General features: G+C 65.6%; 10 protein-coding genes. 4 read left to right on the top strand and 6 right to left on the bottom strand.

All coding sequences use genetic code 11. The features are described from left to right. Nucleotides 1-182 precede the first annotated feature (182 nt). The 3 genes from ACQS5P_RS10815 to ACQS5P_RS10805 are packed head-to-tail and all read left to right on the top strand — an operon-like array spanning nt 183 to nt 4,702. Nucleotides 183-1,502 (top strand): DUF58 domain-containing protein, encoded by a 1,320-nt coding sequence (locus ACQS5P_RS10815; RefSeq protein WP_428940907.1) that lies wholly within the window; start codon nt 183-185, stop codon nt 1,500-1,502. 16 nt (nt 1,503-1,518) lie between these two features. Continuing rightward, a complete protein-coding gene (locus ACQS5P_RS10810) occupies nt 1,519-3,681 on the top strand; it encodes a transglutaminase domain-containing protein (protein WP_428940906.1) in 2,163 nt (720 codons plus the stop codon). Further along, nucleotides 3,674-4,702, top strand: a complete 1,029-nt coding sequence (locus ACQS5P_RS10805) for an AAA family ATPase (protein WP_428940905.1) — start codon at nt 3,674-3,676, stop codon at nt 4,700-4,702. The genes ACQS5P_RS10810 and ACQS5P_RS10805 overlap by 8 nt, the downstream gene beginning before the upstream one ends. A 122-nt stretch (nt 4,703-4,824) precedes the next feature. Here ACQS5P_RS10805 and ACQS5P_RS10800 read toward each other — a convergent pair whose 3' ends face one another. From ACQS5P_RS10800 to ACQS5P_RS10780, 5 genes are all read right to left on the bottom strand, one after another. Continuing rightward, nucleotides 4,825-5,943, bottom strand: a complete 1,119-nt coding sequence (locus tag ACQS5P_RS10800; RefSeq protein ID WP_428940904.1) for an enolase C-terminal domain-like protein — start codon at nt 5,941-5,943, stop codon at nt 4,825-4,827. A gap of 25 nt (nt 5,944-5,968) precedes the next feature. After that, nucleotides 5,969-7,084 carry a mandelate racemase/muconate lactonizing enzyme family protein gene (locus tag ACQS5P_RS10795; protein ID WP_428940903.1) on the bottom strand — a complete coding sequence of 372 codons (1,116 nt, stop codon included), beginning with the start codon at nt 7,082-7,084 and terminating at the stop codon, nt 5,969-5,971. 76 nt (nt 7,085-7,160) lie between these two features. After that, nucleotides 7,161-8,228 carry a pectate lyase gene (gene pelA / locus ACQS5P_RS10790; protein WP_428940902.1) on the bottom strand — a complete coding sequence of 356 codons (1,068 nt, stop codon included), beginning with the start codon at nt 8,226-8,228 and terminating at the stop codon, nt 7,161-7,163. A gap of 80 nt (nt 8,229-8,308) precedes the next feature. After that, nucleotides 8,309-9,070: an SDR family NAD(P)-dependent oxidoreductase gene (locus ACQS5P_RS10785; protein ID WP_428940901.1), complete on the bottom strand. Its 762-nt coding sequence runs from the start codon at nt 9,068-9,070 to the stop codon at nt 8,309-8,311. A 323-nt stretch (nt 9,071-9,393) separates the two neighbouring features. After that, nucleotides 9,394-10,401, bottom strand: a complete 1,008-nt coding sequence (locus tag ACQS5P_RS10780; protein WP_428940900.1) for a pectinesterase family protein — start codon at nt 10,399-10,401, stop codon at nt 9,394-9,396. A 129-nt stretch (nt 10,402-10,530) separates the two neighbouring features. Between ACQS5P_RS10780 and ACQS5P_RS10775 the strand changes: the two genes are divergently transcribed. Further along, a complete protein-coding gene (locus tag ACQS5P_RS10775) occupies nt 10,531-13,098 on the top strand; it encodes a tetratricopeptide repeat protein (RefSeq protein ID WP_428940899.1) in 2,568 nt (855 codons plus the stop codon). Nucleotides 13,099-13,417: 319 nt separating this feature from the next. Here ACQS5P_RS10775 and ACQS5P_RS10770 read toward each other — a convergent pair whose 3' ends face one another. Next, entirely contained in the window at nt 13,418-14,170 is a 753-nt protein-coding gene (locus ACQS5P_RS10770; RefSeq protein ID WP_428940898.1) for a lysophospholipid acyltransferase family protein, read from the bottom strand. Nucleotides 14,171-14,204: the final 34 nt, after the last annotated feature.

Below are 14,204 nucleotides of genomic sequence, written 5' to 3'. Positions count from 1 at the left end.
CCGGGTCGGCGCCAGCCGACAAACCACGCAACCGGCCAGGGCGATCGGCCGGTTCCGAGCCTGTGGTCATTCCATGAAGTGTTTCCGATCCCTGCCAACGATGCGTTAGGATCGAATCTGGACGTGGTTCACCCATGGGCGCCCGCCCGGGGCAACCCGCGCCGACGCGAACGGCAATTCCAATGCTTCCGTGGATTCTGCCAGGCCGACTGAAGTCCATCCCGCTGCCGTCGCTGGCGCCCAGCAAAGACCCCGGCGATTCACCGCTGTTTCAGTCGAGCATCTCGCGCTGGTTGTGGCGGATCTACACCCAACGGCTCACCCCCGCCGGACGCTGGTTCGCGCTGGCAACGGCGGGGTTCGTCTCCTACGGCGGTGCGTCGTTTCAGCTTCAGGGGTACGTGCTGGCCAGTTACGCGCAGGCGATCTGGGTCATCGCGATCATCGCGTTGCTGATCTACCGCCCGCGGACGCGACTGAAGGCCGAGCTTCCCACGCGGGTGTGCGCAGGCGAAACGGTCCAGGTTGATGTGCAAGTCCAGCAGCTCAGCCGGTTGCGCGGCGCGGACCTGGTGGTGCTTGCCCATCGCCTGCCGCCGCAGATCGATGCAGTCCCCCAGGACGGCGTGCCGCTGCCGGATCTGCGCCAGGGGCAGCTCGCCAGCGTTCGCCTGGGGCTGAAGTGCAACAGGCGCGGCGTCTACACCCTGCGCGGGTTTCGCGTTGAAACCGGATTTCCCTTCGGCATCCTGCGAGGCCGGCAAACCTTCGCCCACGAGCGCCGCCTGCTGGTCTACCCGACGTTCAGGCCGCTCAATCTGCTGCGTCTGCCCACCGGTCGCCGCTATCAGCCCGGTGGAGTGGCGCTGGCCTCGGAGCTTGGCGAGTCGTTCGATTACCTGGGCAATCGCGAGTACCGCGAAGGCGACAACGTCCGCGACATCGACTGGCGCGCCACCGCCCGCGCCCGACAACTCATCGTCCGCGAGTGGGTCGAGGAATACATGCTTCGTGTGGCCGTCATCCTCGACACCCACGTGCCCGGGGATGCAGCTCCGCAGCGGCGCGATGACTTTGAACGCGCCGTCTCCATCGCCGCCGCCGTCTGCGACTACATGGCCAGGCAGGACTATCTGGTTGATCTGTTTGCCGCCGGACCCAACCTCTACCACCTGACGGCGGGACGGAGTCTGGCGTACCTGGATCAGATCCTGGACATCCTGGCGTGCGTTGATGAGAACCCGCACGAGCCGTTCGAGATCATCGAGCCGCAGATCGCCGAGCTGCTGTCGCGAATCTCGACGGTGATCTGCGTGATGCTGGACTGGACGCAGTCGCGACGGATGTTCGTGCACCGCCTGCGCGAGCAGGGCGTGGCGGTGAAGATCATCATCCTGCGCGACGGCGCATGCGCGGTCGATCCGGCCGCCGACGCCGACGTGCTCGGCCAGGTGCCGGTGATCGGCAAGGCCGATTTCGACCGCGGCATCGCGGAGCTGTAATCGCGCCGGACGAACCATGCAAGCGAAGCACAACGCCGCATCCCAACCGCCCGAGCCGCTGCCCTGGCCGCTGACGCTGGCGGGGCTGGTGGCGATGGCGGCGCTGTACCTCACCGCCGACCGCTGGATCGGCCTGCCGGTGCTGGCGACGCTGCTGCTTGCGGGCCGGGTCATGCCGTGGCGCCCGATTCGCACCCGCCTGATCGGCATCATCGCTCGCGCGGCTCTGCTCAGCACCATCGCCGCCATCGTCGGCATCCCCTCGGCCGACATCTCCATGTGGTACATGCAGCCTCAGTACACGAACCTGCTCGGCTTCCTGCTGGCGGGGGAACTGGCGATCCGCTCGTGGGAGCGGGTCGCGGCAGCGCCGGCGCGGGAATCGCGCGGCGTGGTGCTGTTCATCACCGCGCTGATCATCACCGCCGCCAGCAATACCTACGACCGCGCCCATATGCAGATCCTTGCGCCGATCTACGCGGCGATGGTCCTGCTGTCTCTGCGGATGTTGGCGCGGGTCGAGCAAACCGAGCATGCGGCGTCGCCGACGCGCCGGCGGGCGTCACTGGTCGGGCTTCGCGCCGTGGCGGCGATCGCCGCGCTGGGGTACGGCTTGGTCGTTGTCTACACGATCACGACGTTCGACTATCGCCTCACGTCCTGGGCGGTGGACCTGCTGCGCCGCAACCGCCCGCCGCGACACAGCGAGATCGGCCTGTCCCCGATCCCGCGCCTCCAGTCCAGGTTCAACCCCTCGCCGTCGCTGGACCGCGTGGCGGTGATCACCGGCTCGCGCACCCAGCGACATCTCCGCGCCGCCGCCTTCGACACCTACCAGGACCGCCAGTGGCGACCAAGCCTGACCGATCGGACGTTTGTCACGCTCACTGCTTCTGCCCGTGCGTCAGAAGATGCGCCCCGTCCTCCCTCCGCCAGCACTTCGGTAGATGCGATTCCTTCTCCCTCTCCCGGTACTCCGGGAGAGGCGCCCAAAGTTCCCTCGCCCGGTACTCCGGGAGAGGCACCCCAACCTCCCTCTCCCGGTAATCCGGGAGAGGGCAGGGGTGAGGGCATGCAAACTCTGCACTTCCGACTCCTCGACGACACGTCGAACTTGCTCCTGCTGCCGTTGAACACAGCAGCACTCGACGCGCCGGCGCCCCTGGAGCGCGACGCCTTCGGCGCCGTGCGCGCCCAGGGTATCACACAGTATGACGCCATCGTTGCCAACAACGAGCGCCACCAGGGCCCGCTCTGCCTGCCGCCCGACGCCGCGCAGCGCGATCGCGCGCTGCTCATTCCCCCGCAGATCGATCCGAAGGTCATCGAGCTTGCGCGAGCGATCGTCGCGAACGAGGACGATTCCTTCCGCCGGATCATCCGCATCGCCGGGCACCTTCGCTCGAATCACGAGTACAGCCTGTCATATGACTTCCGCACTGCCGAGCCGCTGTCGGATTTCATCCTCAACCGCCGCGCCGCGCACTGCCAGTACTTTGCATCGGCGATGGTGGTGATGTCCCGTGCGGTGGGGGTTCCCGCGCGTTACGTGAACGGTTTCTACGCCCACGAGCCTTACGGCGCCAACGGCGTCGTCCTGCGCTCGCGCGATGCGCACGCCTGGGCCGAGTGTTTCATCGATGGCCTGGGCTGGATCAGCATTGATGCCACGCCATCATCGGGGCTGCCCGATGCGCTGTTCCCGCGTCCGTCGCGATGGCGGCGATGCGTCGAGTGGCTCCGGGATCTGCCCGGGCGGCTGCGCCAGTGGCTGGCCAGCCGGCCCAGCCGACAGGCGCTGGTGGCGTTGATCGCGCTGGCCGCGGCTGGGACACTGATCGTCGGCACGGTGCGGTGGCTTGCGGCGCGGAAACGACGGCTCGCCCGGCAACACGACGACGCCTACGCAACCCCCAGCGCCGAGTTGCAGCAGATCGCCCGAAGGTTTGAGCGGCTGCTGCGCCGTCGTGGTGTGCCCTGCGCGGCAAACCGAACCTGGCGCGAGCACCTGTCGTCACTGGATCGCGCGAGGCTGGTGATCGACCTCGATGCCGGCAGTCGGTTCCTCGAATGCTACGACGCCGCGCGTTTTGGCGGCGCCAACGGCACTGCACTGCGTCGGCTTCACGAGCTGATCGAATCGCTGGAACGGAGACGACCGGAGCCACCCCATGGATAGCACAACCGCCGGCAGCACGAGCTTCGCCCACAACGTCGCCAGACTTGAATCGAGCCTGGCCTGCGTGATCCGCGGCAAGCCACAGAGCATCCGCCTGCTGCTGGTGTCGCTGTTTTCAGGCGGCCACGCGCTGCTGGAGGACGTGCCGGGGACAGGCAAGACGACGCTGGCCAAGTCGCTGGCGCGATCGATCAGCGGGATTTTCCGTCGCGTGCAGTTCACGCCCGACCTGTTGCCCGCCGACATCACCGGCTCCAGCATCTACAAGCCACAGGACGGCAGCTTCGAGTTTCGCGAGGGGCCGGTTTTCGCCAACGTGCTGCTGGCCGACGAGATCAACCGCACCAGCCCGCGAACGCAATCGGCGCTGCTGGAGGTGATGAGCGAGGGGCAGGTGACGGTGGACGGCAAGCGGCGCGATCTGCCAAAACCATTCTTCGTCGTCGCGACGCAGAACCCGGCCGAGTATCACGGCACCTACCCGCTGCCCGAGGCGCAGCTCGATCGCTTTGCCCTGCGGATCGCCATGGGATACCCCGACCGCGCCAGCGAAATCGAGGTGCTGTTCAGCCCTGCCGGACGACGAGGCCGAGGCGCTGGCTCGCGAGCCGACCGCGCCAGCGAAATCGAGGTGCTGTTCAGCCAGCAGGACCATCACCCCTTCGAGGATCTCCAGCCAGTCCTGACCTGTGCCGAGATCATCGCAATGCAGGATCAAGTCAAGCGTGTCCGCGTGGATCAATCGGTCGCCGATTACATTGTGCGGCTGGTGGAGTTCACTCGCGGCGAACCGCGGCTGCGGCTGGGGATCTCTCCTCGCGGATCGCTGGCCCTGTACCGCGCCGCCCAGGCCAGCGCGCTGATGCAGTCACGCCACTACATCACCCCCGACGACGTTCGCGCGCTGGCGATTCCGGTTCTGGCCCACCGCATCGTGCTCGACACCAAGGCCAGATACGCCGGCCAGCGCGCTGAACAGATCATCCAGGAAGCGATGGAGAAAACCCCCGTGCCGCGGTGACTGACCACGCTCGCATCCAGACCACAGATGAACACCGATGAACACCAATTCTGACTTCGCTTTCCATTCGTAGTTATCCGCGCTCGTCCGTGTTCATCCGTGGTTCATTTCTCCCTGGCAAGTCAGCCACCGCCGCACATCCTGTGGCTCACACACGTGCGGTCGATCGCGGCCCAGTCCAGTTCCACGCCGATCCCCGGCTTCTGCGGGACGATGGCCTGGCCGTTCACGATCGGGTAGGGGTCTTTCATCGGGAAACGGAACGGCTCTTCCGGCACCAGCAGCTCGAAATACCGGCAGTTTCGGATGGCGCAACTCACGTGCAGGTTCGCCACGTCCATGAACCCCATCGTGGTGCAATGGATCTCGCACTGCAGCCCGTGCGCCTCGGCCAGGTGCGCGATCTTCAGCGTTCCGGTGACGCCCGCCTTCCACGACACATCCGCGCGGACGATGTCGGCCGCCCCCAGCGCGATTGCCTGCGCCACGCCCCACGGCCCGCCGCGGGTCGTCTCGGTGCCGGCGATGGGGATGTCCAGCGCCTGGCAGAGCCTGGCGTATTTGGTCAGCTCGAAATCGCGAAACGGCTCCTCGAACCACTCGTAATTCAGCCGCTCCAGGTCCCGCCCGACGCGAATCGCATCCTCCAGTGCGTAGTCGCCGACGGGATCGCTCATGAGGATGTAATCGTCGCCCGCGGCGGCGCGCAGCGCGCGATGCACGTCCATATCCTTCCGCCAGGGCCCGGGCGGATGCGCCTTGTAGGCCGTGAACCCTCGCGCCCGATACTCCTGCATCTGCCGCACGTAATCATCGATCGTCGGCATGAACAGGCTGCTGGCGTAGGCGGGAAGCGACTCGCGATACGCGCCCAGGTACTTGTACAGCGGAAGCTGAGCCGCCTGCGCCGCGATATCCCACATCGCCACATCCACCGGCCCGGGCAGGTAAACGGGAAAGAACGTCAGGTGCCGGTCGATGTTCCACAGCTCATGCCAGATTTGCTCGCGCTGGCACACATCGCGCCCCAGCACCACCGGCGCGATCGTCTCGTGCAGATACGCCTGCGTGACGCCGCCCGATCGTGCCGCCAGTGCCGTCGCGTGTCCGTGCAGACCCGAATCGGTCGTGAGGCGCAGGACCACCACATCCCAGTCCATCGGGCTTCGCCCGGTGCGGGCCGAGTCGAACAGCGCCTCCTGTCGCTTGCACAACCAGGTTTCGAAACTCACGATCTTCATGAAGCACCTGTCAACCGGGCAACCCTCATCGCACGCCAAAGCGGTCGATCGCCTCGGGCTTCAGCGTGGTCCCCGCGCCCGGCTCCTGCGGCGTGAGATAGTATCCCTCGCGCACGGTGGCCGGGTCGGTGAAGCAGTCGCGGATCCAGGGGATGAACTCCAGGATGCCACAGGCGCGGTGCGCGATCGAGGTGTGCACGTGGATCTGCCCCATGTCTCCGACGTGCGCCGCCACGGGCAGCCGATACGCCAGCGCCAGATCCGCCACCTGCCACCATTCCGTGATGCCCCCCAGCCGTGTGACGTCCGGCTGAACGAAGTGTACGGCGCCGGCTGAGACGAAGTTGCGGAAGTCGTCCAGGCGATAGAGCTGTTCGCCCAGCGCGATCGGCGTGTCAATCTGCCGCGCCAGGCTCGCGTGCCCGGCGACGTCGTCGTACCACATCGGCTCCTCGAACCAGACGACGTCGAAGTCGCGCAGTCGCCGGCCGATCTGCGCGGCGGCGGGCAGGTCCAGCCGACCGTTGGCATCGACCATCAGCTTGATGCGCGGCCCGATCGCGTTTCGCACCTTTTCCAGCCGGTCCAGATCGCGTCCGGGCTCGGGGCTGCCGATCTTGATCTTCACGCCACGGTACCCTTCGACTTCGACCAGACGTTTGCAGTCGCCGACGAGCGTCTCCGTCGGCCAGTTCAGCCACCCGCCATCGGTGTTGTAGGCCTCCAGTCGCTTGCTGGCGCTGCCGCCGAGCAGTTTCCACAGCGGCAGGCCCGCGTGCTTGGCCTTGATGTCCCACAGCGCGATGTCGATCGCCGCCAACGCCAGATGCGTAATGCCGCATCGTCCAACCCACTGGATCGGAGGGCAGTGCGCAAGCAGGTCCCACAGATGCGCGACCTCGGTGGCATCCTTGCCGATCAGCAGTGGCCCGTACGCTTCGGCGATGCACGAGGTGATCAGCCGATCCGTCGCCAGGTGCGCATGCGTTCCGGCAAAGCCATAGCCGGCCAGGCCGTCGTCGGTGCGGATGATCACGCCGGGCACGCCCCAGTGGGAGATGCTGTGGGTGCTGTCGGCGATGCCCCCGCGCGTCACGGGCACGTGAAGAATGAACGTCTGGATGGATGTGATGATCGACACGGGTTCCTGCACTTGCCTTGATCGCTTGCCTGACTCAACCTGCGCCCTGTCCTTTGCCGGACCAGCCGGGCGCGCGTCACTTAAGCTTCGCCTTCCACTGCGGATATTCCTGGTTCACGAAGTTCTTCGGCCAATACTTCAGCCACTGATAGCCCGTGCGTCGCTCGATGCCGATCTCGCGCAGGTCATACTTCACCACGCCGTCGCGGTCGGCGAAGATCGGGCGATTCGTGCCGATCTCGTAGAACCGCGCCCACATCGGCTCGGCCGAGGGATCGGACACCACAAACCGGTCGTACCCGCGCGGCGTGCCTTCCTGCGGGCGATCCTCCACGCGGATGCCCGGGATCTTCACGGCGTTCAGCCACTCATACGCCGCGTCCACCGCGCGGATGATCTCGGGGCCGGGGTTCTCCACCGCCATCAGCGCATGCACGATGCCGATCGTCTCGCAGCCGCTGATGGAGGCCGGCTCAAACGCCCGCGCCGGGCGGGGGCTGAAGTCCTTCTCGTCATGTTGAGCACACCAGGCGGTGAGCTTGCCATCCACCTTGATCTGGCACTTGAGGATGCAGTCGATGCCGCGATCCCACGCCTGCCGGGCTGCGCTGCGCCGCTGCGGATCGACGAAAGCGTATCGCGCATCGTCCGTCGCCACTTCACGCACGAAGAACATCAGCCGCACCATCGCGCCGTCGTTGAACGTGATGTACCGCCCGTAGCCGCTGGGCGGCGGATAGGACTGCGGCCAGCCACCGTTGGGGTATTGCGCCTTGAGGATGTAATCCAGCCCCCTGATAAACGCCTGGCGATAGCGGTCGTCCTGCGTGGCATTGAACACGCGGGCGAGGAATCGAAGCTCGTCGGTGGTGGCGCTGTTGTCGAAGGTTGGCCGCAGGGCGTCGGGATCGCCGTCGTAGGGTTGGCCGGCGGTGTCCACGTTTTTCGGCCAGCCTCCCAGCGGCGACTGGTACGACAGCACCGCCCGGGCCGCCCGCGCCGCCTCCTCGGACGCATACCACTCCGAGGGCTTATCGAGCAACTGCCGCGCCGACGTATACGCCGCCCGCGTCGCCGCCGGCCACAGCAGAATCATCACGATCAACGCCTCTGCCAGACGTCTGGCCCATTTGCCTGGTAACATCTTGTTCGCTCCGTGTCGAAACTGACTCGATCGCATCGCGCCACCTGCGGGCTGATCGCAACTTCGCGGTTGTTTGATCCTCAGAATCCGATGCTGGCCCCGCCATCGACGGGCAGGACCGCGCCGGTGACGAACCGGGCGGCGGGGGAGCACAGATAGACCGCGGCCCAGCCGATGTCGTCGGGGTCGCCGAAGCGGCCCATCGGCGTGCGCGACAGAATCTTCTGCTTTCGTGGCAGATCGGCATCCAGTGCCTGCCGCAGCATCGGCGATTCGATCCATCCCGGCGCGATGCCGTTCACCCGCACCCCGTGCGCCGACACCTCCGCCGCAAGCGAACGAATCATCCCCAGATACGCGCTCTTCGCCGCCGAGTACGCCACGATCAGCGGAATGCCCAGAAACGAGGCCATCGACGCGATGAACAGAATCGAGCCGTGACGTCGCTGGTTCATGCCGGGCAGGGCGGCGGCGGACAGCGCGTGGGCGGCGAGCACGTGGGTTTGCAGCACGGCGTTGAACTCGGCGGGAGTGGTCTGCGGCGCGGGCTTTTTCAGGTGGATGCCGGCATTGTTGACCAGGATGGAGATCGGCGAGCCTGCGGCGTGCTCGGCGCGGTCCAGCAGTTCGCCGGCACGCTCGAGCTGCGTGATGTCGTGCGCCACGAACGACGCCGGCGGACCCAGCTCCGTCGCCGCGGCGCGGAGCGCATCCTCCCGCCGTCCCACCAGCACGACCTTCGCCCCGGCGCGGACGAAGCACCGGGCCATCCCCAGCCCCAGCCCGCTGCCTCCGCCGGTAATCAACGCCGTTTCACCTTCGAGTCGGAATGGATCGATCATGTTCCAGCCTGTAACCTAAGCGAAAGTCCCGAAAAACGCGAGACGAGAGACGGAAGGCAGGCATCATTCAGTGCGCGGCGCAGGTTCCTGTCATGCCTGAACAGAGCTCCGCCAGGCGATCAGGCGGCTTGCGGAGTTTGCAGCATCGGGCATCCACGTGACGATCTTGCAGACCAGGCGGTGCGGTCCTGGTAAGTCTGTTCTTACCTGATCGTCTACCGCCCGCAGGCCAGGGCGCTGGAGATTCTGCGGGTGCTGTACGGAGCCATGGATGTGAGATGGCCGTTGAGCGCCGATAACTTCGGCCGGGCTGTCGCGGGCGGTTAGTGTGCTTTCAACGGATCCCACCCGTCCACCCCGCCGAGCACGCGCTGAATCGTGATCTGTTTTGCCTCGTCGTCGCTGAGCTGTCTGGCCCAGGCGACGCGCCCGGCGCTGCTGCCGCCGGGGCCGCTGCTGTTGTACTCGGCGAAACGCGCCGTCTGCTCGCGCTGGGGCCTGCCCCAGTTGTGCCAGCCCTGTGGACGCACCGCTTCGAACATGTCGGTGTTCAGGAACGTCACGCTGGCAAAGTCGCGCCAGGGCCGGCCCAGAAACGTCTTGATTTCCGGCTTCTCCGCGGTGATCCGGCAGTTGTTGAATACAAAACCGAACGGCTGCTCGAACGGCGTGGAAGCCGCGGTGATGTACCCGTCGCCGATGCAGTGGATGTGGCAGTTTTCAAACCAGGCGGTGGCGCCGCCGAAGATGAAGTCCGTGGCCCCGCTGATGTAGCAGTTCTGGAAGTAGTGCCGCCCGCGATTGGCCAGGATCGTGTCCTGATACCCCAAAAAGCGGCAGTTGCGGAACACGACGCGGTCGCCGTCGATCCGCACCGCCAGCGCCTGCCCCACGCGCCCGGCCGAGTTCTGGAGCGTGATGTTCTCGAAGACAAAATCATCGGCATCGACCACAACCGTGGGCGTGCGGAACGTGCCGATCTTCGCCCCGTCGGCGTTGGGCATGTTGGCGCTGAGATCGAACGTGATGATCGTCCGGGCCGCGTCCTCTCCGACGATTCGCGTGAAACGCTTCTCCCGCTGAATGTACAGCAGTTCGCGATAAGTCCCGGCCTTCACGAAGATCGTCCAGGTTTTGCCGCTGCGGGGGTCGGCAATGATGGGCGAGGCGTTGATCGCGGCGGTGACGGTCTTGTACTGCCCGCTGCCGTCGGCGGCGACAGTGACATCGGCTTTGACGGGCTCATCCGCCGCGCACCGTGCCGTCGCCGGCAACAACAGCAATGCACTGGCACTGAGCATTGTCGATAAGACCAGAGCAACGGATCTCATGCGGCGCGATTATATCGCACAGCCGCACAATCGCCTGTTGCGGGGATTGCTCGATTGCTCGTAGCGTGTCACGCTGGTGCCGCGCAGGCTCCGCGCCTTGCGCCGCTTGGTGATCGCGCGGTTTCGGGTATGATGCCGACCCCTCGGCAGCAGCACAGGCGTCTGGCCGGGGCCGGGCGGCAGCAGCCGCCGCAGCGCGTCAGCAACGAGGATGCGATGAGCCAAGCGAAGATCGATCAGCCCGTGCCGGATCACGCCGCCGGCGGTGTACCCGCGGGTGGGGGACTGCGCCAGTTCGTTCAGCACAACCCCGCCGCCGCCAACGCCCTCGCAGCAGCCATCATCCTCGTGGCCACGCTTCTGGCGTACGTGCCGGCAATCCGCGGGTCGTTCATCTGGGACGATGACTACCACGTCGTCAACAACCCCCTGCTGCGAAGCTGGGAAGGCTTGCAGCGCATCTGGTTCGACATCCTTCCACGACCAAGCGAATACCCGCTGCCGCAGTACTACCCGATGACCCACACCAGCTTCTGGCTGGAGTACCGCCTGTGGGGGCTGAATCCGGCGGGCTATCACACCGTCAATGTCCTGCTGCATGTATGCAGCGCGCTGCTGATCTGGCTGATCCTGCGGAAGCTGGATGTGCCCGGCTCGTGGCTGGCGGGGCTGATTTTCGCGCTGCATCCGGTGAACGTCGAATCAGTAGCATGGATCTCCGAGCGCAAGAACGTGCTGTCGATGCTGTTTTTCCTTTCGGGGCTGTACGTTTACCTGCGCTACGCCGGCATCATCCGCGGGCGCGACCGACTCCAGGATCCAGCGCCCAAGCCCGCCGCACAAACGGATGAAACGACGACATCCGCGCCGACGTCGATCGAGTGGTTCACTCTGCCTGACGATCCGCAGCGGCTGTACGTGCTGGCCTGGGTGCTGTTCGCCTGCGCGCTGTTCAGCAAGACGATCACCAGTTCGTTTCCGGCGGTGGTGCTGCTGATCATCTGGTGGAAGCGCAGGCGGATCACGCTCAGCGACATTCGCCCGCTGGCGCCGATGTTCGCCGCGGGCATCGCGATGGGCATGCTCACCACCCACATGGAGCGATGGCGCGTCGGAGTGGCGATGCGGCCTCACTACTTCGACCTGGCGCCGCCGGAGCTGGGCGCCCTCGGCGAGCTGGGCGCGCGATTCATCGTCGCCGGCAAGGCCGTCTGGTTCTACGTTGGCAAGCTCCTCTGGCCACACCCGCTGATCTTCAACTACCCCCGCTGGCAGATCGACGCCACCAGCGCGGCGCAGTACCTCTGGCCGATCTCCGCGCTGCTCGTGCTCGTGGCGGTGCTCGTGCTGTATCGGATGCGGCTCGTGCCGGCGGGCGTGGTCGTGGCGCTGCTCTACTTCGGCGGGACTCTGTTTCCCGCCATGGGGTTCGTCAGCGTCTGGCCGATGCAGTATTCGTTCGTCGCCGACCACTTCGTTTACCTCTCAAGCATCGGGCTGATCGCGCTGGCGGCCGGTGTGCTGGGGCGATATCTCAGCCTGGAAGCACTGGCGGGGATCGGCGGACTCGTGGGCGTGCTGTGCTTTGTCTTGACCTTCAACCACGCGCGCGTCTTCTCCAATCTCAAGACGCTCTGGGAGGACACGCTTCAGAAGACGGACCAGAAGTCGTGGATGGCGGCAAACAACTACGGCGTGTGGTTCCTCGATCACAGTGGCATTCGCGACCCGTACACGCGCGCCGAGTACGCCGAGATGTGGTTCAACAAGACGCTTCGCCTCAAGCCCGATCACGTCCGCGCGCGACTGAACCTGGCGCGGGTGGCGATCATGCGTGCCGAGCTGGCCAGGGCCGAGCGGGCGCGCGCCGCCGCCGCGACGCAGCAGGCGGCGACACAGCCCGTGACGACGCAACCGGCCCCAACACCGCCCGCCACCACGCAACTGGCGCTTTCACCCGAGCAATACTACGAGCAGGCGCTTCAGTATTACCGCGACGCCATCGCCGCCGAGCCGGCAGAAGTCGATGCCTATTACCTCTATGGCGAGTTGCTTCGCCGACTCGGACGTGACGACGAAGCCGTCGAGCAATTCCGCAGGGCCATCGCGCTGTACCCGCGGCACGGCGGCGCCTACGAGGCCCTGGGTACCATCGCGCTGAACAAAGGCGACTATGGCCAGGCGATCGAGTGCTTCTACAAGGCGGTCTCGATCGATCCGAAATCGGTGTATGCGCACGCGCAGCTCGGGCGAGCGATGCTGCTGGTCGGTCGCGTGCCTGAAGGCTTGACCGAATGGGAGCAGGTCCTGGAGCTTGCGCCCAATGATCCGACCTGGACGAACCTGTTCGGGCAGTGGATGGCGGCCTCGGGAGAATATCACAAGGCGATCGATTACCTGAACCGATCGCGGGCGATCGATCCAAGGAATGTGGAAGCGATCACGCTGCTGGGCGTGGTGGCGGCCAAGACCGGATTCACCGCCGAGGCGCAGCGGCTGTTTGAAGAGGCTCTGGCGATTGATCCGGGTTTTGTCAAGGCAGCGGAAAACCTGGAGCTGCTGCGAGCCGGGAAGCTGGGGCCTGATCCGAACTACATCGCCTCGACACGTGCTGCGGCAACGCGAGCGGCGACGACGCAGCAGTCGCCAGCCACCGCGACCGGCGGCGGCTCTGCACCAGCGCAGCCGGCGCCCTGAGCGCGATGCACAAAAAAAGAAGACACCGCCAGTTACGGTCGGTGTCTTCCGGAGGGGAGAAAATGCGCCGGGGCGCGAAGCGTTCCAAGTTAGGTTGCAATCCGCCGCAGCCTGCTGCGGCTAAGACTGCCTATCTTATCCTATCAACGGCTGACAATCAGTCAATCGATTTGCCGCCCAACTGGCTCGGCCAAGCGGTGAAAGCGGGTTAAGCCCCAGCCACCGCTGCGACCGAACATAAAACCAATCGGCCAGCAGATACAAAATACTCTAGTCAATCTCCCGGCGCAAGTGAGAAATTCTTGGGATTTTTCGCAAGTCATCGTGATAACAACCCCTTGCGCAATTCCCAAACCCGCCGACGGATTGCGTTTGTAGCAGATTCCACCGCAGCCGGGTCAGGCTTTTGAACCTGTTGCAGTCGAAAGGGCAGGCCGAAGATGAGCCTGGACTGCTGAGGAATGAGGTAAGCCTGGAGGATCGAGAGGTTTCGCTGCGTGCCGTCAATGTAAGCCGGGCAAATTGGGGCGCCGCTGCGCATCGCCATCATTGCCACGCCAGTCTGGAACGGCAGGAGGTTGTGGTCGGGTTCGATTCGTCCTTCGGGAAACACCCCAAGCACGCGGCCGGCCTCCAGCGCCCGCAACGCCCGGCGCATTGCTGTCCAGTCACGCCCCCCCGCACGCTGCACCGGTATCGCCTCGACCAGCTCGAACAACCACCGCAGCCCGCGCAGATGGTAATACTCCGCCGCCATCATCCACACGATCAGCCTCGGGCACACCGCCTGGATCATCGCCGGATCCAGACCACTGATGTGGTTGCAGACGACAATCGCCGGGCCGTCGCGGGGAACCGGGCAGGCTGTCAGCAGCTCCAGACGATGGTAGATCCGGCAGAAGCAGACATTGGCCGCGCGCAGCGCGCGGAGCACGAGCCGATCTTCCGGGCGCTGCGCGCCCGCTCTGCCGTGAAGCTGTTGCACCGGGCAAGGGAAATACCCCAACCTGGCGCGAAAGGCAAAGAGCCGGCACACGACAGAGCGGATCGTGTGCGATCGCTGGTCGGCCACGACTGCCGAATGCCCACAGGCCTGAGCCGGTCTG

It is taken from the genome of Fontivita pretiosa, assembly GCF_050410795.1.
GTDB classification, from domain to species: Bacteria; Planctomycetota; Phycisphaerae; order Tepidisphaerales; family Tepidisphaeraceae; genus Fontivita; species Fontivita pretiosa.
The sequence above is the reverse complement of the archived record's forward strand: the minus strand, read 5'-3'. Positions and strand labels throughout refer to the sequence as shown.